Source organism: Pseudomonas sp. TE12234, assembly GCF_054061835.1.
Window position 1 is genome coordinate 122,144 of the sequence record NZ_JBSSEP010000017.1, and the last position, 21,643, is coordinate 143,786.

Annotated in this window: 20 protein-coding genes and 1 tRNA gene; 8 read left to right on the forward strand and 13 right to left on the reverse strand. The window is 58.6% G+C overall.

The features are described from left to right. Positions 1-115: 115 nt before the first annotated feature. The 4 genes from ACVWYU_RS23390 to trmJ all read right to left on the reverse strand — a co-directional run bounded on the left by ACVWYU_RS23390 (position 116) and on the right by trmJ (position 3,606). Positions 116-1,330, reverse strand: a complete 1,215-nt coding sequence (locus ACVWYU_RS23390) for an IscS subfamily cysteine desulfurase (protein WP_090316503.1) — start codon at positions 1,328-1,330, stop codon at positions 116-118. A gap of 50 nt (positions 1,331-1,380) precedes the next feature. Further along, complete coding sequence (gene iscR, locus ACVWYU_RS23395; RefSeq protein WP_003227911.1) at positions 1,381-1,872, reverse strand: Fe-S cluster assembly transcriptional regulator IscR; 492 nt, start codon at positions 1,870-1,872, stop codon at positions 1,381-1,383. 184 nt (positions 1,873-2,056) lie between these two features. Further along, a complete protein-coding gene (cysE, locus tag ACVWYU_RS23400) occupies positions 2,057-2,833 on the reverse strand; it encodes a serine O-acetyltransferase (protein ID WP_090316500.1) in 777 nt (258 codons plus the stop codon). Between the two features lie 2 nt (positions 2,834-2,835). Further along, positions 2,836-3,606, reverse strand: coding sequence for a tRNA (cytosine(32)/uridine(32)-2'-O)-methyltransferase TrmJ (gene trmJ / locus ACVWYU_RS23405; RefSeq protein ID WP_090316497.1), 771 nt, complete (start codon positions 3,604-3,606; stop codon positions 2,836-2,838). 146 nt (positions 3,607-3,752) lie between these two features. Between trmJ and suhB the strand changes: the two genes are divergently transcribed. Beyond that, positions 3,753-4,571 (forward strand): type III secretion system regulator SuhB, encoded by an 819-nt coding sequence (suhB, locus tag ACVWYU_RS23410; RefSeq protein WP_007941397.1) that lies wholly within the window; start codon positions 3,753-3,755, stop codon positions 4,569-4,571. A gap of 259 nt (positions 4,572-4,830) precedes the next feature. Here suhB and ACVWYU_RS23415 read toward each other — a convergent pair whose 3' ends face one another. From ACVWYU_RS23415 to queA, 6 genes are all read right to left on the reverse strand, one after another. Continuing rightward, positions 4,831-5,382, reverse strand: coding sequence for a glycine zipper 2TM domain-containing protein (locus ACVWYU_RS23415; protein WP_090316491.1), 552 nt, complete (start codon positions 5,380-5,382; stop codon positions 4,831-4,833). A 119-nt stretch (positions 5,383-5,501) separates the two neighbouring features. Then, positions 5,502-6,416, reverse strand: coding sequence for a protein translocase subunit SecF (secF, locus tag ACVWYU_RS23420; protein ID WP_390958875.1), 915 nt, complete (start codon positions 6,414-6,416; stop codon positions 5,502-5,504). A gap of 9 nt (positions 6,417-6,425) precedes the next feature. Further along, on the reverse strand, positions 6,426-8,294 hold the full coding sequence (gene secD, locus ACVWYU_RS23425) for a protein translocase subunit SecD (RefSeq protein WP_090316484.1): 1,869 nt from the start codon (positions 8,292-8,294) through the stop codon (positions 6,426-6,428). A gap of 63 nt (positions 8,295-8,357) precedes the next feature. Then, positions 8,358-8,696: a preprotein translocase subunit YajC gene (gene yajC / locus ACVWYU_RS23430; protein ID WP_007916913.1), complete on the reverse strand. Its 339-nt coding sequence runs from the start codon at positions 8,694-8,696 to the stop codon at positions 8,358-8,360. Between the two features lie 43 nt (positions 8,697-8,739). After that, positions 8,740-9,855: a tRNA guanosine(34) transglycosylase Tgt gene (gene tgt / locus ACVWYU_RS23435; protein WP_162493924.1), complete on the reverse strand. Its 1,116-nt coding sequence runs from the start codon at positions 9,853-9,855 to the stop codon at positions 8,740-8,742. Between the two features lie 14 nt (positions 9,856-9,869). Further along, positions 9,870-10,934, reverse strand: coding sequence for a tRNA preQ1(34) S-adenosylmethionine ribosyltransferase-isomerase QueA (gene queA, locus ACVWYU_RS23440; protein WP_090316477.1), 1,065 nt, complete (start codon positions 10,932-10,934; stop codon positions 9,870-9,872). A 108-nt stretch (positions 10,935-11,042) separates the two neighbouring features. Between queA and ACVWYU_RS23445 the strand changes: the two genes are divergently transcribed. The 5 genes from ACVWYU_RS23445 to ACVWYU_RS23465 all read left to right on the forward strand — a co-directional run bounded on the left by ACVWYU_RS23445 (position 11,043) and on the right by ACVWYU_RS23465 (position 16,417). Beyond that, positions 11,043-11,127 (forward strand) — tRNA-Leu (locus tag ACVWYU_RS23445). 147 nt (positions 11,128-11,274) lie between these two features. Beyond that, complete coding sequence (locus ACVWYU_RS23450; RefSeq protein ID WP_457373770.1) at positions 11,275-11,604, forward strand: hypothetical protein; 330 nt, start codon at positions 11,275-11,277, stop codon at positions 11,602-11,604. A gap of 226 nt (positions 11,605-11,830) precedes the next feature. Continuing rightward, positions 11,831-13,681 carry an AAA family ATPase gene (locus ACVWYU_RS23455; RefSeq protein WP_457373771.1) on the forward strand — a complete coding sequence of 617 codons (1,851 nt, stop codon included), beginning with the start codon at positions 11,831-11,833 and terminating at the stop codon, positions 13,679-13,681. Beyond that, on the forward strand, positions 13,678-15,525 hold the full coding sequence (locus ACVWYU_RS23460) for an ATP-dependent helicase (RefSeq protein WP_457373772.1): 1,848 nt from the start codon (positions 13,678-13,680) through the stop codon (positions 15,523-15,525). Before ACVWYU_RS23455 ends, ACVWYU_RS23460 begins: the two co-directional genes overlap by 4 nt. A 580-nt stretch (positions 15,526-16,105) precedes the next feature. Then, positions 16,106-16,417 (forward strand): DUF3077 domain-containing protein, encoded by a 312-nt coding sequence (locus ACVWYU_RS23465; protein WP_457373773.1) that lies wholly within the window; start codon positions 16,106-16,108, stop codon positions 16,415-16,417. 182 nt (positions 16,418-16,599) lie between these two features. Here the strand turns inward: ACVWYU_RS23465 and ACVWYU_RS23470 are convergent, their stop codons facing one another. Together ACVWYU_RS23470 and ACVWYU_RS23475 are read right to left on the reverse strand one after the other, a co-directional pair. Then, positions 16,600-16,941 (reverse strand): potassium channel family protein, encoded by a 342-nt coding sequence (locus ACVWYU_RS23470; protein ID WP_090316451.1) that lies wholly within the window; start codon positions 16,939-16,941, stop codon positions 16,600-16,602. Positions 16,942-17,046: 105 nt separating this feature from the next. Continuing rightward, positions 17,047-17,511, reverse strand: coding sequence for a hypothetical protein (locus tag ACVWYU_RS23475; RefSeq protein ID WP_457373774.1), 465 nt, complete (start codon positions 17,509-17,511; stop codon positions 17,047-17,049). A 218-nt stretch (positions 17,512-17,729) separates the two neighbouring features. Between ACVWYU_RS23475 and ACVWYU_RS23480 the strand changes: the two genes are divergently transcribed. Together ACVWYU_RS23480 and ACVWYU_RS23485 are read left to right on the forward strand one after the other, a co-directional pair. Then, a complete protein-coding gene (locus ACVWYU_RS23480; RefSeq protein WP_457373775.1) occupies positions 17,730-19,652 on the forward strand; it encodes an alkaline phosphatase D family protein in 1,923 nt (640 codons plus the stop codon). A gap of 152 nt (positions 19,653-19,804) precedes the next feature. Continuing rightward, positions 19,805-20,317 (forward strand): adenylate kinase, encoded by a 513-nt coding sequence (locus tag ACVWYU_RS23485; RefSeq protein WP_457373776.1) that lies wholly within the window; start codon positions 19,805-19,807, stop codon positions 20,315-20,317. A gap of 23 nt (positions 20,318-20,340) precedes the next feature. On the opposite strand, the gene ACVWYU_RS23490 is transcribed toward ACVWYU_RS23485, so the two are convergent. Further along, on the reverse strand, positions 20,341-21,516 hold the full coding sequence (locus ACVWYU_RS23490; RefSeq protein WP_457373777.1) for an acetylornithine/succinylornithine family transaminase: 1,176 nt from the start codon (positions 21,514-21,516) through the stop codon (positions 20,341-20,343). Positions 21,517-21,643: the final 127 nt, after the last annotated feature.

Consider the following 21,643-nt stretch of genomic DNA (forward strand, 5'->3'; position numbering starts at 1 on the left):
AAAAACAGGCTCGGACTGCTCATTTACAACCAGTAAACTCCGCGTCCTCGCCTGTTTTTTCCTTGTCTTCCCTTCGCTCGCTACGTTTTTACAGCGTCTGCTAACGGCGATTTAATTAGTGTGCCGCCCACTCGATTTTCGAAATGTCGACACCGTCTTTGTACATGTCCCACAGCGGCGACAGAGCGCGCAGCTTGGTAACGGCCTCGCAGACTTTCTGCGCGGCGTAATCGATTTCTTCTTCAGTGGTGAAACGGCCGAAGGTGAAACGGATCGAGCTGTGAGCCAGTTCGTCGTTGCGGCCCAGGGCGCGCAGCACGTACGAAGGCTCAAGGGATGCCGAGGTGCAAGCCGAACCGGACGAAACCGCCAGATCCTTGAGCGCCATGATCAGCGACTCGCCTTCAACGTAGTTGAAGCTCAGGTTCAGGTTGTGCGGAACGCGGGCGGTCAGGCTGCCGTTGACGTACAGCTCTTCCAGATGCTCGACCTGCTTGTAGAAACGGTCGCTCAAGGCCTTGATGCGCACGTTCTCGGCAGCCATGTCTTCCTTGGCCACACGGAAAGCTTCGCCCATGCCGACGATCTGGTGGGTCGCCAGGGTACCGGAACGCATGCCGCGCTCGTGACCGCCGCCGTGCATGGTCGCTTCGATGCGAACACGCGGCTTGCGGCTCACGTACAGTGCGCCGATGCCTTTAGGGCCGTAGGTTTTGTGAGCGGAGAACGACATCAGGTCGACTTTCAGCTTCTGCAGGTCGATCTCGACCTTGCCGGTGGACTGAGCGGCGTCGACATGGAAAAGGATACCCTTGGAACGGGTCAGCTCGCCGATGGCGGCGATGTCGTTGATGGTGCCGATTTCGTTGTTCACGTGCATGACCGAAACCAGGATGGTGTCGTCACGCAGCTCGGCTTCGATCATCTCTGGAGTAACCAGACCGTCGGTGCGTGGCTCGATGTAGGTCACTTCGAAACCTTCACGCTCCAGTTGGCGCATGGTGTCGAGGACAGCCTTGTGCTCAATCTTGGTAGTGATCAGGTGCTTGCCCTTGGTGGCATAGAAATGCGCCGCACCCTTGATTGCCAGGTTGTCGGATTCGGTGGCACCGGAGGTCCAGACGATTTCGCGCGGGTCGGCGTTGACCAGGTCGGCTACCTGACGACGAGCGTTTTCGACGGACTCTTCAGCTTTCCAGCCAAACACGTGGGAACGGGACGCCGGGTTACCGAAGTTTCCGTCGACCAGCAGGCATTCACTCATTTTTTGCGCGACACGCGGATCAACCGGGGTAGTCGCAGAGTAATCAAGGTAAATCGGCAATTTCATGGACTATCTCCTAAATCAGGCTGGCTGGCGTGCCGCTAGCTCTCTGGCTGTCATTCGACGGCGGACGCTTCAATCTTGTCCAGGCGTGGCGCCTTGCTGTTGCAACGGCGTTGATCCTGGCGCTGGGCTACTTCTTGCACTTCACGGCGAGTGACAAGGTCAGCCAAGCTGATACCGCTCAGAAATTCGTGAATCTGCAGGCTCAGGTCGCACCACAAGTGGTGAGTCAGACAGGTATCGCCCGAATGGCAATCACCCTGCCCTTGGCATTTGGTGGCATCGACCGATTCGTTCACCGCATCGATCACCTGGGCGACCTGGATCCCTTGCATGTCGCGCGACAGCTGGTAGCCGCCGCCAGGACCACGGACGCTGGAAACCAGATTGCTGCGGCGCAATTTGGCAAAAAGCTGTTCGAGGTAGGACAGGGAGATGCCTTGGCGCTCGGAGATATCGGCCAGGGACACGGGCCCGTGCTGCGCGTGCAACGCCAGGTCAAGCATGGCGGTCACGGCGTATCGGCCTTTTGTAGTCAGTCGCATGGACAATTACCACGGAGTTCGGAATGGGGCGAGTATGCAATTCCCGAGTATTTAAGTCAACTATAAGACCTAGTACTTTAGTCAGGTTTACCCGCAAAAGAGCGCGCGCATCATATCAGGGTCTGCGGCCTAATGGCACACCGCTCAGCGCTGTGCCATTGCCTATCTGCGACCTGTACCGGAATCAGCCGACCTGACTCTGATCCTTGTCCTTTACACAGGCGAAGTCTTCTTCACGCAGCTCAGGCAGATCTTTCGCACAGTAATTGCTGCCCAGATCCTTCAGCGCCCCGCACATACCCTCCAACCGCCCATCAACGGCTTGCAGATGGTCGAGCAATTGATTGATGGCGCGGGCCACCGGATCCGGCATGTCTTCAGTCACGCCATAGGCATCGAAACCGATCTTCTCGGCCATCGCCTTGCGCTTGGCGTCTTGCTCTTCGTCGGACTTGACGATGATCCGCCCCGGAATACCCACCACCGTGGCGCCCGGCGGAACCGCTTTAGTCACCACGGCGTTGGAGCCGACCTTGGCGCCCGCCCCCACAGTGAACGGGCCAAGCACCTTGGCGCCGGCACCGACAACAACACCATCACCCAGCGTCGGGTGACGCTTTCCCTTGTTCCAGCTGGTACCGCCGAGAGTCACGCCCTGATAAATGGTCACGTCATCGCCGATTTCAGCCGTTTCACCGATCACGATGCCCATGCCATGGTCAATGAAGAAACGACGCCCCACCTTGGCACCCGGGTGAATCTCGATTCCGGTCAACCAGCGACCGAAGTTCGACACCAGCCGCGCCAGCCATTTCAGGTCCGCACGCCACAACACCGAAGACAGACGATGGATCCAGATAGCGTGCATGCCCGGGTAGCAGGTCAGGACTTCAAAAGCGTTACGCGCTGCCGGATCACGATGGAAAACACTCTGGATATCTTCACGCAAACGCTCGAACATCATTATTCCTTCCGTTTCAGAAGCTCGCCACGGGCCGCTTTTTGGGTTTCCGTGAGGATGCCACGCAAAATATTCATTTCCGCCCGGCTGACCGAGCTGCGTCCGTACAAGCGGCGCAGGCGCGCCATCAAGTGCCGTGGCTTTTCCGGATCGAGAAACTCGATGGCCACCAGGGTTTGCTCCAGGTGTTCATAGAATCGTTCCAGCTCATCCATGGTCGCCAGCTCAGCGCTTTTGACCGATGCCACTTCTTCCTTCTCGACCTTGGTCGGCTGACCTTGCGCAGCCAGCCAGGACATGCGCACTTCATAACTCAACACCTGCACCGCCGCCCCAAGGTTCAGCGAGCTGAACTCAGGGTCTGATGGGATGTGCACGTGATAATGACATCGCTGCAACTCTTCGTTGGTCAGGCCGGAATCTTCACGACCGAACACCAGCGCGATCTCGGCGCCTTGCGCGGCTTCCTCGACCACTTTCGCACCGCATTCGCGAGGATCGAGCAGCGGCCAGGGAATACGACGATCACGGGCGCTGGTGCCCAGCACCAGATTGCAGCCGACCAGAGCCTCTTCCAAAGTGGCGACGACTTGCGCTTTTTCAAGGATGTCACCGGCACCGGAGGCACGGGCGTCGGCCTCGTGATGCGGGAACAGCCGTGGCTCAACCAGCACCAGCCGCGACAGCCCCATGTTCTTCATGGCACGCGCAGTCCCGCCGATATTGCCCGGATGACTGGTATTGACCAGCACGACACGAATGTTTTGCAGCAAGGGAGGCGCTCTCGAACACTGAATTAAGGAGCGGAATCTTACAGCTGAACCTACCGTTAAGCCATGAAAGCGAACGTCGTCCTTCACCTGTAGAAAGTTTCTGATAGAATGCCCGGCTTTCTTTAACAACCTTAGGTGACACATCCATGCAGCCCATGCTGAATATCGCGCTGCGCGCCGCCCGCAGCGCCAGTGAATTGATCTTCCGCTCCATCGAGCGCCTGGATACCATCAAGGTCGACGAAAAAGACGCCAAGGATTACGTATCCGAGGTGGACCGCGCCGCCGAACAGAAAATCATCGACGCACTGCGCAAGGCTTACCCGAATCACTCGATCATGGGTGAAGAAACCGGCCTGCACGCCGGCACCGGCATCGAAGGTGAAGAGTACCTGTGGATCATCGACCCACTGGACGGCACCACCAACTTCCTGCGCGGCATTCCTCACTTCGCCGTCAGCATCGCCTGCAAATACCGCGGTCGCCTGGAACACGCCGTTGTTCTGGACCCGGTTCGCCAGGAAGAATTCACCGCCAGCCGTGGTCGCGGCGCCCAACTGAACGGCCGTCGCCTGCGCGTCAGCGGCCGCACCAGCCTGGACGGCGCCCTGCTGGGCACCGGCTTCCCGTTCCGTGACGACCAGATGGACAACCTCGACAACTACCTGGGCATGTTCCGCGCCCTGGTAGGCCAGACTGCCGGCATCCGCCGCGCTGGTTCCGCGAGCCTGGACCTGGCCTACGTGGCTGCCGGCCGTTTCGACGCGTTCTGGGAGTCGGGCCTGTCCGAGTGGGACATGGCTGCAGGCGCCCTGCTGATTCAGGAAGCAGGCGGCCTGGTGAGCGACTTCACCGGCGGTCACGACTTCCTTGAAAAAGGCCACGTCGTTGCCGGCAACACCAAATGCTTCAAGGCAGTCCTGACGGCGATCCAGCCGCACCTGCCGGCCTCGCTGAAGCGCTAAGCGTCCAGCGACAGAAAAGCACCTTTCGGGGTGCTTTTTTTATGCCTGGAATTTGCCCTCAAAAACACCACCCCCCCCTGTAGGAGCGAGCTTGCTCGCGATGGTCGCCAACGATTACGCGGGCGCTCAGTATTAACGCGGCGTCTTTGAGTTCTTCGCGAGCAAGCTCGCTCCTACAAAGGATGCGTGACAACCCAAGAATCGCGGGCACAAAAAAAGCACCCCGAAGGGTGCTTCCTTTCAAATCTGACACCTGAGCTTATTGGCCCTGCTGATTCTGCGACAAGATCAACTTGCCTTCTTTATCCACAGGAATCTGGTTGCCCGGATCACGATCCATGCGCACCTTGCCTTCCTTGCCATCCAGGGAATACCGCACGTCGTAACCTACGACCTTGTCACTGATGTCATTCACCGTATTACAACGGGTCTGGGTCGTGGTGTAGGTGTCACGCTCTTGCATGCCCTCCTGAACCTTGTTGCCGGCGTAACCGCCACCGACAGCGCCCGCCACCGTGGCGATCTTCTTGCCGGTGCCGCCGCCGATCTGGTTACCCAGCAGACCGCCTGCCAATGCACCAACTACCGTACCGGCGATCTGATGTTGATCTTTCACCGGCGCCTGCCGGGTGACTGTTACATCCTTGCATACTTCACGTGGCGTCTTGATTTGCGTCTTGACCGGCTCAACAGCTAGAACCTGAGCAAACTCAGGACCGCTTTTTTTAACCAGGCTGTAGGTGGCCAAAGCACCTCCGGCAGTCACACCGACAGCACCCAGTACCGCACCAACCAGCATCGACTTGTTCACATGAACCTCCTGACCATCAAATGCGGAACCTGTCCGCGCTTCTCCCAGCCTTGGAGCACAAAAAAAGGCGCGAGTTCAACTCGCGCCTTTTGGGGCTGATACCGGGAAAGCGATGGCCGTTATGGACGGTCGTCGATTTCCTTCTCGGTAGCGGCCGGAGGAATCAAGTCCTCGGAGTTCAGGTTCAGCCAGATCAGCACCACGTTCGCGATGTAGATCGACGAGTAGGTACCCGCCAGAACACCGATGAACAGGGCGATGGAGAAGCCGAACAGGTTGTCACCACCGAAGAACAGCAGCGCCGCGATCGCCAGCAAGGTGGAGATCGAGGTCGCCATGGTCCGCAGCAGGGTTTGCGTGGTCGAGATGTTGATGTTCTCGATCAGGCTGGCCTTGCGCAGTACCCGGAAGTTCTCGCGAACCCGGTCGAATACCACGATGGTGTCGTTGAGCGAGTAACCGATGATCGCCAGAACCGCCGCCAGCACCGTCAGATCGAAGGTGATCTGGAAGAACGACAGGATACCGATGGTCACGATCACGTCGTGGATCAAGGACACGATCGCCCCCACCGCAAACTTCCACTGAAAGCGGAAAGCCAGGTAGATCAGGATGCCGCCCAGCGCCATCAGCATGCCGAGGCCGCCCTGGTCGCGCAGTTCTTCACCCACCTGCGGGCCGACGAACTCGACGCGCTTGACGTTGGCCGGGTTGTCGCCGCCGACTTTCTGCAGCGCTTCAGCCACCTGATGACCCAGTTGCGGGTCTTCGCCAGGCATACGCACCAGAAGATCGGTCGTTGCACCGAAGTTCTGCACGATGGCTTCGTGATAACCGGCCGTTGCCAGCTGTTCACGCACCTTGGTGACGTCGGCCGGACGCTCGTAGGTCAGCTCGATGAGCGTACCGCCGGTGAAGTCCAGGCCCCAGTTCATGCCCTTGTGGAATACGCTGAAAATGGCCAGCGCACTGAGGAACAATGTGACGCCGAACGCAAAGTTGCGAACGCCCATGAAGTTGATTGTACGTAACATGGCAGCCCCTTAAATCCACAACTTCTTGAAGTCACGACCGCCGAAGATCAGGTTGACCATCGCGCGGGTCACCATGATGGCCGTGAACATCGAGGTAAAGATCCCGAGGGACATGGTCACTGCGAAGCCCTTGACCGGGCCGGTGCCCATGGCAAAGAGAATCCCGCCGACCAACAGTGTTGTCAGGTTGGCGTCGAGAATCGCGGTAAATGCCCGGCCGAAGCCTTCGTTGATTGCCCGCTGCACGGTCATGCCGGCCGCGATCTCTTCACGAATCCGCGAGAAGATCAGTACGTTGGCGTCGACCGCCATACCCATGGTCAGCACGATACCGGCGATACCCGGCAGGGTCAGCGTTGCACCCAGCAGCGACATCAGGGCCAGCAGCAGCACCATGTTCACCCCCAGCGCGACGGTGGCGATGATGCCGAAGAAGCGGTAGATGGCGATGATGAACAGCGAAACGAACAGCATGCCCCACAGCGATGCATCGATACCCTTGGTGATGTTGTCCGCACCCAGGCTTGGGCCAATGGTGCGCTCTTCAGCAAAGTACATCGGTGCGGCCAGGCCACCGGCACGCAGCAGCAGCGCCAGTTCGGACGACTCGCCCTGGCCATTCAGGCCGGTGATACGGAACTGGGCACCCAGCGGCGACTGGATGGTCGCCAGGCTGATGATCTTCTTCTCTTCCTTGAACGTCTGGACCGGCACGTCTTTCTCGACGCCGTCGACCACTTGCTTGACGTAGGTGGTCACCGGACGCTGTTCGATGAAGATCACCGCCATGCTGCGACCCACGTTCGAACGGGTCGCACGGCTCATCAGCTCGCCGCCATGACCGTCCAGACGGATGTTCACTTCCGGCGTACCGTGCTCGCCGAAGCCAGCCTTGGCGTCGGTCACCTGGTCACCGGTGATGATCAGGCCGCGCTCGATCTGCGCCGGAGGACGCTTGCCTTCACGGAACTCGAAGGTTTCAGAAGTGGCTTTCGAAGCACCAGGCTCTGCTGCCAGACGGAACTCCAGGTTGGCCGTCTTGCCGAGGATACGCTTGGCTTCTGCGGTGTCCTGCACGCCCGGCAGCTCAACCACGATGCGGTTGGCGCCCTGACGCTGGACGATCGGTTCGGCAACACCCAGCTCGTTGACGCGGTTACGTACCGTGGTCAAGTTCTGCTTGATGGAGTATTCGCGGATTTCCGCCAGCTTGGCCGGGGTCATCGCCAGACGCAGCACCGGTTGACCATTGAGGTCGGCCGGAACAATGTCGAAATCGTTGAAGTTCTTGCGTACCAGTGCACGGGCCTGTTCGCGGGTCGCTTCATCGGAGAAGCCCAGCTGAATGGCACCGCCCAGTTGCGGCAGGCTGCGATAGCGCAGTTTCTCTTTACGCAACAGGCTCTTGACGTCGCCTTCGTAGACTTTCAGGCGGGCATCGAGGGCTTTGTCCATGTCCACTTCCAGCAGGAAGTGCACACCACCGGACAAGTCCAGACCCAGCTTCATCGGGTGCGCGCCGAGGCTGCGCAGCCATTGCGGGGTGGTCTGTGCCAGGTTCAGTGCAACGACGTAGTCATCACCCAACGCCTTGCGCACAACATCCTTGGCAGGCAACTGGTCTTCCGCCTTGACCAGGCGAATCAGACCGCCCTTGCCATTGGCGGCCAGCGACGCGGCCTTGACGTTGATCCCGGACTCCTTGAGCGCTGTGCTCACACGGTCCAGATCAGCCTGATTGACCTGCAGGGCCGTGCTCGCGCCGCTGATTTGAATCGCCGGGTCATCAGGATACAGATTGGGAGCGGAATAAATCAGACCGACCGCCAGCACCGCCAGGATCAGAATGTATTTCCACAGAGGGTATTTGTTCAGCATCACGCCGCCCGCTTATGACGCGGGGCGCCTTGCGCGCCCCGTCGATTGAGTAGAAGTTGAAACTTAGATCGCTTTCAGCGTGCCTTTTGGCAGCGTGGCGGCGATGGCGCCTTTCTGGAACTTCATTTCGACGGTGTCGGAAACTTCCAGAACGACGAAATCGTCAGCTACTTTGGTGATCTTGCCGGCGATACCACCGGTGGTCACAACTTCGTCGCCTTTCTGCAGGCTGCTCAGCAGGTTCTTCTGCTCTTTGGCGCGCTTGGCCTGTGGACGCCAGATCATCAGGTAGAAGATGACCAGGAAACCGACCAGGAAAATCCACTCGAAACCGCCACCCATTGGGCCGGCAGCGGCCGGTGCAGCAGCGTCAGCCATGGCATTAGAGATAAAAAAGCTCATTTAGCACTCCAGTTGCAAATGTTGAATCTTGGGGTCAGAAAACTCAGTCCAAAGGCGGAACAGGTAACCCGCGTTTGGCGTAGAAGGCATCGACAAAGGCGGCCAATGTACCCTGTTGAATAGCCTCACGCAAACCAGCCATAAGCACTTGATAATGGCGCAAGTTATGGATGGTATTGAGCATGCTCCCCAGCATTTCGCCGCACTTGTCCAGGTGATGCAGATAAGCGCGGGAGAAGTTCTGGCAGGTGTAGCAATCGCAGGTCGGATCGAGCGGCGAATCATCATGGCGATGGAACGCGTTACGGATCTTCAGCACGCCGGTGTCAATGAACAGATGCCCATTGCGGGCATTACGGGTTGGCATCACGCAATCGAACATGTCCACACCGCGGCGCACACCCTCAACCAGATCTTCCGGTTTGCCAACGCCCATAAGGTAACGAGGTTTGTCAGCCGGCATCATGCCCGGCAGATAATCCAGCACCTTGATCATTTCATGCTTGGGCTCGCCCACCGACAGGCCGCCGATGGCCAGGCCGTCGAAGCCGATCTTGTCCAGGCCCTCCAGGGAGCGCATGCGCAGGTCCTGGTGCATGCCGCCCTGAACGATACCGAACAACGCCGCCGTATTGTCGCCATGGGCTTCTTTCGAACGCTTGGCCCAACGCAGGGACAACTCCATGGACACGCGGGCGACGTCTTCGTCGGCCGGGTACGGCGTGCATTCGTCGAAAATCATTACGATGTCCGAGCCCAGGTCACGCTGGACCTGCATCGACTCTTCCGGACCCATGAACACCTTGGCGCCGTCGACCGGGGAAGCGAAGGTCACGCCCTCCTCCTTGATCTTGCGCATCGCGCCCAGGCTGAACACCTGGAAACCGCCGGAGTCGGTCAGGATCGGGCCTTTCCACTGCATGAAATCGTGCAGGTCGCCGTGCTTCTTGATCACTTCCGTGCCCGGGCGCAGCCACAGGTGGAAGGTGTTGCCCAGAATGATTTCGGCGCCGATCGCCTCGATATCCCGTGGCAGCATGCCCTTGACCGTGCCGTACGTGCCCACCGGCATGAAGGCCGGGGTCTCGACGGTACCGCGCGGGAAGGTCAAACGACCGCGACGAGCCTTGCCATCGGTGGCCAGCAACTCGAAAGACATACGACAGGTGCGACTCATACTGTTTCCTCTGGGCCCGATTCTTTAGGGGCAGTCGGCGCAGGATTACGCGTGATGAACATCGCATCACCGTAGCTGAAAAAGCGGTACCCGTTATCGACGGCTGCCTTGTAGGCCGCCATGGTTTCGGGATAACCGGCGAACGCCGAAACCAGCATCAACAGCGTGGATTCAGGCAAATGGAAATTGGTGACCAGGGCGTCGACCACATGAAACGGCCGCCCAGGGTAGATAAAGATATCGGTGTCGCCGCTGAACGGCTTGAGCACGCCATCGCGCGCAGCACTTTCCAGGGAACGCACGCTGGTGGTCCCCACCGCCACCACACGCCCACCGCGAGCCCGGCAAGCGGCGACCGCATCCACCACGTCCTGGCCGACTTCCAGCCATTCGCTGTGCATGTGGTGGTCTTCGATCTTGTCGACACGCACCGGCTGGAAGGTGCCGGCGCCGACGTGCAAGGTCACGAACGCGGTCTCGACGCCCTTGGCGGCAATCGCCTCCAGCAACGGCTGATCGAAATGCAGCCCCGCCGTCGGCGCCGCCACCGCGCCCAGGCGCTCGGCGTACACCGTCTGATAGCGCTCGCGGTCGGCGCCTTCATCCGGGCGGTCTATATAAGGAGGCAGCGGCATGTGCCCGACGCGGTCGAGCAGCGGCAACACTTCTTCGGCAAACCCCAGCTCGAACAACGCATCGTGACGCGCCAGCATCTCGGCCTCGCCACCGCCATCGATCAGGATCTTCGACCCCGGCTTGGGCGACTTGCTGGAGCGCACATGGGCCAGCACGCGGTGACTGTCGAGCACCCGCTCCACCAGGATTTCCAGCTTGCCGCCGGAAGCCTTCTGGCCAAACAGCCGCGCCGGAATCACCCGGGTATTGTTGAACACCATCAAGTCGCCGGGGCGCAAATGCTCCAGCAAATCAGTGAATTGACGGTGTGCCAGGGCGCCGCTGACCCCATCCAGGGTCAACAGGCGACTATTGCGACGCTCGGCCAAAGGGTGGCGGGCGATCAGCGAATCAGGGAGCTCGAAGGTAAAGTCAGCAACGCGCATGATGGGGTGTCGTCTAGCAGGGCCGGGAAGTCTAGCGGAATTATCAAAAATTCTCCATGTACCTGATTGACCGACGGTTATCACCTCTCTATACTTCGCCGCCATTGAGCCCTGATGGCGGAATTGGTAGACGCGGCGGATTCAAAATCCGTTTTCGAAAGGAGTGGGAGTTCGAGTCTCCCTCGGGGCACCAAAATTAAGAAAGGTCTTGCTTAGCAAGGCCTTTTTTTTCGCCTGCAGAAAAGCCCTCGCCCCCCAGCCACCTGGAGCTGGCTTGCCGGCGAAGCTCTTAAATTTCTCGCATCCTCGGTCGGTACGACCCCTCTCAAGGATTCCCCCCATGGAACAGCACCTGGAAACCGTCGCCCTCTTCTCCCTCAAACTGGCTTACGAATCGGAAGATTCAAGCCCGATTCTGCGTGACGACCTGGTCATGGGTGATTACCAGCGGGATGTGTTTGAGCTGCTGGTGCGACGGGGGGATGTTGCGGGGATTCAGGTGAAGGTGGATGAGTGTGTGGGGTTGGCGTTGGAGGCGGTGGGGGGTGTGGATAAGCCGTTGGGGCGGGAGTTGCGGAGGTTGGCCGGGGAAGTGGCTGGGGTTCAGATGATGGAGGAGCTTGGTGCGCCGATTGTTGCGCTCAAGGGGTATTTGAAAGACATTCAATGATTGGAGATGGGTGACCTAAAAAGGGGTAACTCTCGAAAGCTGGGCACACATTGTAAATCGCCATGTTTTTCCAATAGTAAATCTGTCACTTTTCAGTGCCTTTTCCCCTGATCGATATAGGCCAAAAGAGTGTGATCATACTACCAGCAGTAAAATGTTCTGCCGGTAGACTCCTCAAATGTACCGGTGGAGAATGTCCAGCTCTTAGTGAACATAATGTCCCCATATGACTACCTTCGGATCTGCCAGCGGAATCGCCATTGTTGTAGCACGTGTGAGGGATTTTCGCTCACTCGCCAATATCGAGGTTGAACTAAACGATTTGACGGTTCTAATCGGAGCCAACAACGCCGGTAAAACGAGTTTTCTCGATGCGCTCTTCGCAGCGATCGGAGCGGGACGCAAATCGCTCGGCGGCGACGACGTTCGGCTCGCACCCGGAGAGTCAGTCGCGCCGAAAACCCGTGAAGCCATCATCGACGTTATGATCCGGCCGGTTGGCGCGAATGGTAAGGTGATTGACTCGTACCCAGCAGGTAGTTATTGGACGAATCTATGGGGTACTACGGGCATCGCTAGCGACGATGCACTCAATGACTTTACCGGTATCCGCACTACGCTGAAGTGGAGTGAAGTTCGAGGCGAGCACGTTGTGGAAAGGCGGTTCCTAAAGGAATGGAAGACTTTCGTTGATTGGACGACTGCCAGCACACACGACCGTCTGGTAGGAGCGGCAGCGCTTGAACCGTTGGCGCTTCATTACGTCGACGCCAGACGCGACCTAGATGATGATCTGCGAAGGCCTGGCTCGTTTTGGCGGCGACTTACTGAAGATCTTGGTCTCAGCGCCGCCGATACAGAGGAAATGGAGAAGACATTATCGGGGATAAACGAGCAGATCGTTGCAAAGAGCGAGATCCTCAAGCACCTGAGCGAGAACCTTGCCGGTTTGCAGAGCGTCGTGGCGTCGGGTAGTGGCTCGGTTGCAATTGAACCCGTAGCCCGCAAACTGCGCGATTTATCTAAAGGCGTTGACGTCTCATTTAACACACCCGGAGCTCAGTCCTTTCCGCTGGCTCGCCACGGAATGGGCACCCGCAGCCTAGCCTCGCTGCTCGTCTTCCGCGCCTATGCATCTTGGAGGAACAAGAAGGCGATGGAGGGAGGAGACAACGTTCACTCCATGCTTGCTTTGGAGGAACCCGAATCTCACCTCCATCCGCAGGCGCAGAGGGCGTTATTCTCACACATAAAACAAGTTACCGGACAACGCGTCGTCAGTACGCATTCGCCATATTTCGCCGGGCAAGCGCCGCTTGAAGATTTACGTTTGTTTTTCAAATCAAAGGGCGACACCATCGTGACAAAGCTGGATACCAGCCCTTTGAAGCCCGACGAAATCCGTAAGCTTCAAGAAACGGTGGTGGAAACACGGGGAGACATACTGTTCTCACGTGGAGTGGTACTTTTTGAGGGGCAGACCGAAGAACAGGCGCTCCCAATTTACGCCTCACGTTATTGGAGTGCCACAATCCACGAACTGGGCTTTTGCTTCGTGAGAGTCAATGGCACCGACTACTTCCCCTTTATCTGGTTGTTGAAGGCTCTACAAATTCCTTGGTATGTATTCTCCGATGGCGAGCCCGCCCCTGTTAGCAATCTTGAGGCATGCTTGAAAAAGGCCAACGAGCCGGACGCGAGCAAGTGCCCGAATGTAGTGATTCTGCCAGGAGGCAATGGGTTTGAGGAGCAGCTTCTGGCTGAGGGCTATCTACCGGAAATTGAGAAGGCAATTGATCAGATCGAAGGCCACGCCAATTATCTCGAGAACTACATGGTGGCTCTTGATGGCAAGCCTAAGAAAAAGAATGTTATTCGCGACTACAAAAGCGCAGGCGCGCGTCAGCGCGCGGCGAACGATTACCTAAGCGAAAACAAGACACGGATGGCAAAACCACTCGCTCAAATCATCTCGGCACTCGCCGATCCGGCGCGGCGCTTTCCTAGAAATATCGAACAAATCCTGCTCATCATCGGTAAGGAATACGGGCTGAGCAAAGCGGAGGAAGCGAAATGAGTGAAGCTTACAATACGCGCCTGTCGTCGGAGCAGCTCAGCGTCGCTACCCACGTTGACGGCCCGCTTCTTGTCATCGCAGGCCCCGGATCCGGCAAGACTAGGGTGCTAACGGAGCGCATTCGTCACCTGCTGACGAGTGTTCCAGAGCACTTCCGCGTTCTCGCGTTAACCTTCACTAACAAGGCCGCTGAAGAGATGAAGGAGCGCCTTGCCGACTTGGGTCAGGAGCGCGAACGAGCGTTCATAGGCACTCTCCACGGATTTTGCCTTGAGGTCCTTAGCGAACGTGGCAAATTGGTTGGGATTGAGGGCGCTCTTAATATATTCGAGCAGGCCAGGGACCGTCGCGAGGTGCTTGAAAAAGCCGTTGCGGACGATCCGTTCTTATCCGCGACATTGGAAGAGATCGACAACCCCAAAGACAGAAAACGACGAGTAGACCAGTGGCTTGCATCTATCTCCTATGTCAAATCGCATCCGATCACGTGCGCGATAGTTGACGATGAAGATATCCGGTGTGTGATTGATGCCTATGACGCTGGCATGCGCGCGAGCAACGCATATGACTTCGAAGACCTGCTGTTGCTGACTTACCGGCTTTTCATTGACAACCCGAAGCTCGGCGACATCTACCGTCGACTCTACAAGTTCATTTGTATAGACGAAGCGCAGGACATGAATGAGGCGCAATACGCCGTGATCTGCGCGCTGTGCGGTGAAAGCCATCGCAACGTAATGATGGTGGGTGATCCTCGTCAGTCGATCTACGGTTTCAACAAATCAGGGCCGGAGTACATGGATCGGTTCAGCGCAGAGTTCGGAGCTAAACGCGTGGAGCTCACGGCTAACTTCCGCTCCTCACGCGCTATCGTTGAGTTCGCGCACACACTTGACTCTAGTTACATGGCACATCAGCAGCTTCCCGTGCCGGGTAGCGTGAAGATCCTTCAAGGCGATAACGAAAAGCACGAGGCGAAGCTCATTGCTGACGAATTGCAACGGTTGTTTGCCGAGGGGCACCCTGATGTCGAAGGGGGAGTGCAGCCATCGAAATGTGCCGTGCTTGGCCGCACACGCTATGCGCTTCTGTCGATAGAGGCGGAGTTTAAGGAGCGCGGAATCAACTTCTTCAAACGCCTCTCGGCCAATCATGAAAACGAATCTGAGCTGGTCGAAGACTTTCTCGTCGCGCTTCGGGTCCTCGCGAATCCCAAGGACCGACTTCACTTAGCAACGCTCACCAAGCGCTGGCGCCTCCCTGAAAGCAGCGTGTCGGAAGACTTCGTTACAAACTTGGCGGCGCTGGCCGCGAGCACAAATGATCCGAAGTGCGCAGCAGTGAGTGACGCCATTGCAGCTGCCGCTAAGAATTCGGCTGGGGTGAACCTCATGCCTGCTCTACAGGTTCTAAAAGCCTACGCAGATTCTATGGAGGAAGCAGCTAGGCTTCCAATTTATGAGGATGTAGCGGTTTTAAGCCAAGAGTGGGATCAATTCCTTCGAACCGCGACAGGTTCTAGGAGCCTGGCCGCATTCATCAGCAGCAAAGCGTTGGGCGGTACGCAAAAGGCGTCGCGCGACGGAGTTGCACTTCTGACCGTACACTCCTCGAAAGGACTCGAGTTTGACGTCGTATTCATGGCTGGAATGGCTGACGGCGTATTTCCCGACTACCGCGCCACCGGTCCAAAAGAGCTAGCAGAGGAAACACGCAACGCTTTTGTTGCGGCCACTCGTTCAAGACGGCTGCTTTATCTGACTTATCCCGCGTCACGCTTGATGCCATGGGGAGACGAGCGCCGGCAGCGCCCATCAATTTTCCTCAACGGAGCGCGGACTTAAAGAGTTGCCTTTCGTTTAGCACTCGATCTGAAGGGAAAAAAAGGGGCGATTGATTTTCATGAAAAAAATTAACTGCTCACCTTGCTTCCCTTCTAAGTTGTCAACATAAGCCTCCCGTGGATCTGCTGCCGGAAGGCTTGGTGACTCAGCAACTTCCAGCTGCTCAAGTCATTTCAGTCGAAAAGAGCTGCATTGGACTCTGTCGGAAGTTGCAGCGAGGAAATCCGTACGCTACCCTCCCCACCGTCGCTGCCAATTCAGCGACCGGGCTTGGTAACCCGAGGTAAATCACTGCGCAACAGTGCCATGCGTTCGCAGGCGCTTTTTTTTCGCCTGCGTTCTGCGTTATGGCGGCTGTGCGTGGGACGTCTTCGGACGTGCCGGTTTCCTTGATTTCCCGGTTTACCAACCTGCGCACAGCTGCCACCCATTCGCTTGGTAACGAATTGTGGCGGCTCTTCAAATTAAGGAGCTTCACCATGCGCAATATGGATCCGTACATAATCTGGCTTTCCCCCCTAAGCAACCCCCAACCCCGCAACACCCTCCCCCACCACCTCTCCCTCCTCGGAGGTGGCCAATGACTAACCCATCCGAACTCAAAACCATCGGCCTGACACCCGCCCTCTACTGCGCGGATCAAGCGCTCTTCCACGTCACGCGCGACGTTCCCCTCGGTGATGCATTGGCCATGGCTTCCGATTTTCTGTTTCTGGCCAAGGCGCTGACCCAGGACGCGGCGTATGCCAAGGACACGGACTATCAGGCCTGGGCGGCGCATTATTTGACGGCGATGAGCAAGGCGGTGGTGGATGATGCGGTGAAGGTTCTGACGCGGGATCGGACGTCGGTGTCCATGCCGAAGCGGGCGGGGGCCAAGTCTGGGGGGTAGTGGTTGAGCGTTGTGGAGGCATGCTTGCTGGCGATGGCGGTCTGTCAGTCAACATCTTTGTTGAATTGGATGGCCTCATCGCTGGCAAGCCAGCTCCCACAGGTTTTTTTGTGATGGCGGGGGTGGGGATCAGCCCCGACTTTATTCGGGGCTTTCGATGGTTTGGCCTCAGCTTCGACGCCCTACTCCCCGTGCTCCATCGCCTTTACGGTCACTTCAATCGCCCGAATGCTGATCGCGGCAAAAATCGCGGTCATCAGCACGCCGTTGAAACCCAGCATGATCGCCAACACCCGCGACACCGCCAGTTTGGGCGCCAGGTCGCCGTAGCCGATGGTCAGGCCGGTCACGAAGGCGAAGTAGATGCCGTCGAACGGTTTCCAGCCTTCCAGGTAACCGATGATCAGGCCGAACAGCACGATCACGAAGATCAGGATGGAGAAGATCGGCCAGACCACCCGGAAGTAGAACCAGACGGTTTTGTAAAACTCATGACGCACGTGGGCTGCGTGAGAGAGGCTCATGGCACAGGTTTCCTGGGTTGTCAGCACCCCATCAGCTTGGCACACGCAGAGGATTTTGAAGGTCGAACCCTAAGGGGCTTATAGCCGGGTTGACGTTCCCTGCCCTTATTCGATTTCAATGGGCCCTTTGGTCCCGGCATCGCTGTCGGTCCAGTAGTCCTCCCCCGTCAACCGACGATCACCCTGAATCGTGAAAGTGATCTTGCCCTGACGAAATTGCAGCGTGCCATCGGTGCGCTTGGCGTTGACCCGTTTGCCATTGACCCAGACCTGCTCCTTGGCATCGATGCGAATGGTGGCAACGGTCGTCCCCGAATCGCTTTTGGCCACCCATTGCCCGGCATACGGAGTGGGTGTGGTTGCACTGTCCGTCGCGGCTGGCGCTTGTGGATTACTGAACCCGGCCTTGGCATTCTCCGCCTGAGACTTGTGGATATCGCAGCCTTCCAGCTCGCTCATCTGGGTGCAGCCGGATTGCTCAAGTTGCTGGCGGTACTTGTCGTTGATGGCATAGGCCGGGGTTTGTGCCCCGATCAACATGGCCAGTGCTGGCAGGATGATCCTTTTCATAGGTCTACTCGTGTGGTCAGGGTCTTCTCGAAGGCTGGCAAATTGCGTGGCAGGTTCACTCTAGTCGGTGCTTTTGACTCAAATGACCCACTGTTTATCCCAAGCCCGGTGAATTTCATGTGCCGCCACCCGCGATGGCTGCTCACAAGCCTTAACAGGTCGCCACGAAGACCTGCGCTATCATCGCCCGCCTGCGCACCCTAGAGCCTTGAACCCGGATGTCTGCCACTCTGCCTTTGCCTGCTGATCATCATTCAATGCCCCCGGTCCTGGCCGGCCCGTTGTTACGGCGTCTGGAACCGACGCGGCTGGTGATGTGGCTGGTGGGCTCGCGGACGCTGGCGTTGACGCTGCGCGTGCAGGGCATCGCCGATATTCGCCTGGATGCCGGGCAATGCACGGTCATCCAGGTGGGCACGCAGGCCTTCGTGCATTTGATCGACGTGCCACTGGAGACCGCCCTCCCCTGGGACACGTTGATCGAGTACGACCTGCTGATCGACGACGCACAAACAGGCATCGCCGACTGGGCGCCCCATCTGTTGTATGGCGATGCCCGGCGTCCGAATTTCGTTCTGCGCTCACGCATCGATCAGTTGCTGCACGGCTCCTGCCGCAAGCCCCATCACCCGTCGGCCGACGGTTTGCTGTGTGTCGATGCCTTGCTGGCGCAACCCCATGAAGCCCGGGAGCGCCCGGCGCTGTTGATGATGAGCGGCGATCAGGTGTACGCCGACGATGTCGCCGGGCCGATGCTGCGGGCCATTCATGCCTTGATCGAGCGACTGGGGTTGTTCGGCGAGCACCTGGAAGGCGCCGTGGTCAGCGACAGCGCCAAACTCTACGAGCATCCCGCCAGCTACTACCACCGTGCGGATTTGTTACCGGCGCTTGAGAGCAACGAGACTCTGCGCGAGCGATTTTTCGGCGGGGCGCGCAAGCCGATTTTCACCAGCAGCAATGCCGACAACCATCTGGTGACCTTCGCCGAAGTCATGGCCATGTATGTGCTGGTCTGGTCGCCGACGCCCTGGACCTTGATCGCCCCACAGCCGCCGGCCCTGACGCCGGACAGGGCTCAACGTTATGCGCTGGAACAAACCCGCATCGATGGCTTCAAGGCCGGGCTCGGCCAAGTCGCCCGGGCGCTGGCGCACTTGCCGACGCTGATGATTTTCGACGACCACGATATTACCGATGACTGGAACCTTTCCGCGCAATGGGAGGAAACGGCCTATGGCCATCCGTTTTCCAGGCGCATCATCGGCAACGCCCTGCTGGCCTACATGCTGTGCCAGGGCTGGGGCAACAACCCGGATGCCTTCAGCGGTGTCGTGGAAAAAGCGCGGCTGTTGAGTGCCACCGGGCAGGACCGTTACCTCGACAGCCCAGTGCAAGATGACTTGATCGACCAATTGCTGAAGTTTCAGAACTGGCACTACGTACTGCCCACCCAGCCGGCCATGGTGGTGATCGACACCCGCACCCGGCGCTGGCGCAGCGAAATGAACCTCAAGCAACCCTCGGGCCTGCTCGACTGGGAGGCCTTGAGCGAACTGCAACAGGCACTGCTCGACCACCCGTGCGCGATCATCGTTTCGCCTGCGCCGATCTTCGGCGTGAAACTGATCGAGACCGTGCAGCGGGTGTTCAGTGGGTGCGGTTATCCACTGCTGGTGGACGCGGAAAACTGGATGGCCCATCGCGGTGCGGCGCAGGTGATCCTGAACATTTTCCGACACTCACGTACGCCGGCTAATTACGTGGTGCTGTCGGGGGATGTGCATTATTCCTTCGTCTATGAAGTGCTGATCCGACACCGCAAGGCCGGGCCGCATATCTGGCAGATCACCAGCAGCGGCATCAAGAACGAATTCCCCCGCGCCCTGCTCGAGTGGTTCGATCGCCTCAATCGCTGGCTGTACTCGCCGCGCTCGCCGCTCAACTGGCTGACCAAACGTCGACGCCTGCGCATCGTGCCGCACGTCCCCGAGCATGCCAAGGCCGGTGAACGGTTGTGGAATTCGGCGGGGATCGGCCAGGTGTTTTTCAATGACCAGGGTCAGCCGCAGGATATCTATCAGCACAACGCCAATGGTGCGCCGAAGACACGCATGGTGCCGCCCGAAGTTGAGGAATGAAGGGATGACCGCCGCTCGTGATCATGACCGCAAACCTGCAGGAGCCAGCCTGCTGGCGATGCACCCGAGTGCGCCGCGTTTAACCAGGCCACACGCGTTATCGTTAGGCTCGCTCCTACAATGGATCGTGTCACTCATGGAGGCGATGCCCATTGGACCTCACTCGAACCCTGATCATCGGCAACTCAGGTTCCGGCAAGAGCTGGCTGGCTGACCGGCTGGCGCAGCAGTTGCACGTGCCATGCACCGACCTTGATCGCCTTCACTGGATTTCTGACGAACACAGCATTGCCCGCCCCCGAAACGAGGCGTTGGCCTTGGCACGGGTGGCGGCCGGTGAAGAGCGCTGGGTCATCGAAGGCGTTTATGGCTGGATCGCCAGCGAACTCCTGCCCCGCGCCACGGCGTTGATCTGGTTGAGTGTTGAAGTTGAGGACTGCGTGGCCAACATTCGCCAGCGCGAGGCCGGGCGCGACGAAAATGACCCGTTGCTGATCGCCTTGCTGGACTGGGCCGGCAGCTATCGCCTGCGTGAGGGGTCCAGTGGGTTTGCTGCGCATCAGCGGTTGTTCGAGGATTTCACTGGCTCGCGCATTCAGCTGGCGAATCGGGCGCAAATCACCCACTTCGCCACACAGACTCCGCCCGTGCAGGAGTGCCACTAGCGGCTCCTGCACGATAACCCGGTTCAGGCAGCTTTTATCGACAAAGCAACCCCCCTGACAATCATCTCCACCTCCCGCCCATCAATCGTCAGCGGCGGCAGCAGACGGATGATCTGGCCGCGGGTCACGTTGATCAGCAGGCCGTGATCCCGTGCGGCGATCAGAGACAGGTCGCGGATCGGTTGCTTGAGTTCGATGCCGATCATCAAGCCCTGGCCGCGTATCGCCAATACGTTCGGGTGGTCCGCCAGTTCCGCGCGCAACCTTTCGAGCAGGCGTTCGCCCTGTATCCGCGCGTTTTCCCGCAATTGCTGTTCTTCGATGATGTCCAGCACGGTGCACGCAACCCGACACGCCAAGGGATTGCCACCGAAGGTGCTGCCGTGGCTGCCGGGGGTAAAGAGCTCGGCGGCCTTGCCACGGGCCAGGCAAGCGCCAATCGGGATGCCGTTGCCCAGGCCTTTGGCCAGGGTCATGACGTCCGGCACGATGCCTTCGTGCTGGAACGCGAACCACTGGCCGGTGCGGCCGATGCCGGTCTGGATTTCATCGAGCATCATCAACCACCCGCGCCGCTGGCACAGTTCACGCACGGATTTGAGATAGCCCGGTGGCGCCAGTTGCACGCCGCTTTCGCCCTGGATCGGCTCCATCAGGATGGCGACGATGCGTGAGCCATGGGCCTGTTGCACCTGATCCAGTGCCTTGAGATCGCCGAACGGCACCTTGACGAAATCCCCCGGCAATTTGTTGAAGCCCAGGCGCACGGCCGGGCCGTCGCTGGCAGACAGGGTGCCAAGGGTCCGGCCATGAAAGGCGTTCTCCATGACCACCACCAACGGTTGCTCGATGCCTTTGTGCCAGCCATGCAGCCGGGCGATTTTCAGCGCCGTCTCGTTGGCCTCGGCACCGGAGTTGTTGAAAAACGCCCGCTCCATGCCGGCCAGGTGCGTCAGTTTTTGCGCCAGTTGTTGCTGCCAATCGATGCTGTACAGGTTCGAGGTGTGCAGCAGCAAACCGGCCTGTTCGCTGATGGCCGAGACGATTTTCGGGTGAGAGTGGCCGACGTTGGTCACCGCCACGCCAGCGACCGCGTCCAGGTACTCACGACCGGCCTGATCCCACAGGCGTGTGCCAAGGCCCTTGGTGAAACTCAAGGCCAGGGGTTGGTAAGTGCTCATCAGGCAGGCGGCGGTCATGGCAAAAGCTCCCTCTGTGGTCGCAATACTGTTCAGTTGAGAGATAGAGCGAGCAATCAATAACCTGTGGCGAGGGAGCTTGCTCCCGCTGGACTGCACAGCAGTCCCATTTTGGGGGGCGCTTCGC

Excerpts from the sequence above, each read along its gene's own strand:
- secD (WP_090316484.1), bottom strand. The coding sequence starts at position 8,294 with ATGCTGAACAAATACCCTCTGTGGAAATACATTCTGATCCTGGCGGTG.
- ACVWYU_RS23490 (WP_457373777.1), bottom strand. The coding sequence starts at position 21,516 with ATGACCGCCGCCTGCCTGATGAGCACTTACCAACCCCTGGCCTTGAGT.
- ACVWYU_RS23480 (WP_457373775.1), top strand. The coding sequence starts at position 17,730 with ATGTCTGCCACTCTGCCTTTGCCTGCTGATCATCATTCAATGCCCCCG.
- secF (WP_390958875.1), bottom strand. The coding sequence starts at position 6,416 with ATGTTACGTACAATCAACTTCATGGGCGTTCGCAACTTTGCGTTCGGC.
- yajC (WP_007916913.1), bottom strand. The coding sequence starts at position 8,696 with ATGAGCTTTTTTATCTCTAATGCCATGGCTGACGCTGCTGCACCGGCC.
- cysE (WP_090316500.1), bottom strand. The coding sequence starts at position 2,833 with ATGTTCGAGCGTTTGCGTGAAGATATCCAGAGTGTTTTCCATCGTGAT.
- iscR (WP_003227911.1), bottom strand. The coding sequence starts at position 1,872 with ATGCGACTGACTACAAAAGGCCGATACGCCGTGACCGCCATGCTTGAC.
- tgt (WP_162493924.1), bottom strand. The coding sequence starts at position 9,855 with ATGTCTTTCGAGTTGCTGGCCACCGATGGCAAGGCTCGTCGCGGTCGT.
- suhB (WP_007941397.1), top strand. The coding sequence starts at position 3,753 with ATGCAGCCCATGCTGAATATCGCGCTGCGCGCCGCCCGCAGCGCCAGT.
- ACVWYU_RS23470 (WP_090316451.1), bottom strand. The coding sequence starts at position 16,941 with ATGAGCCTCTCTCACGCAGCCCACGTGCGTCATGAGTTTTACAAAACC.
- ACVWYU_RS23455 (WP_457373771.1), top strand. The coding sequence starts at position 11,831 with ATGACTACCTTCGGATCTGCCAGCGGAATCGCCATTGTTGTAGCACGT.
- ACVWYU_RS23475 (WP_457373774.1), bottom strand. The coding sequence starts at position 17,511 with ATGAAAAGGATCATCCTGCCAGCACTGGCCATGTTGATCGGGGCACAA.
- ACVWYU_RS23450 (WP_457373770.1), top strand. The coding sequence starts at position 11,275 with ATGGAACAGCACCTGGAAACCGTCGCCCTCTTCTCCCTCAAACTGGCT.
- ACVWYU_RS23460 (WP_457373772.1), top strand. The coding sequence starts at position 13,678 with ATGAGTGAAGCTTACAATACGCGCCTGTCGTCGGAGCAGCTCAGCGTC.
- ACVWYU_RS23465 (WP_457373773.1), top strand. The coding sequence starts at position 16,106 with ATGACTAACCCATCCGAACTCAAAACCATCGGCCTGACACCCGCCCTC.
- ACVWYU_RS23390 (WP_090316503.1), bottom strand. The coding sequence starts at position 1,330 with ATGAAATTGCCGATTTACCTTGATTACTCTGCGACTACCCCGGTTGAT.
- queA (WP_090316477.1), bottom strand. The coding sequence starts at position 10,934 with ATGCGCGTTGCTGACTTTACCTTCGAGCTCCCTGATTCGCTGATCGCC.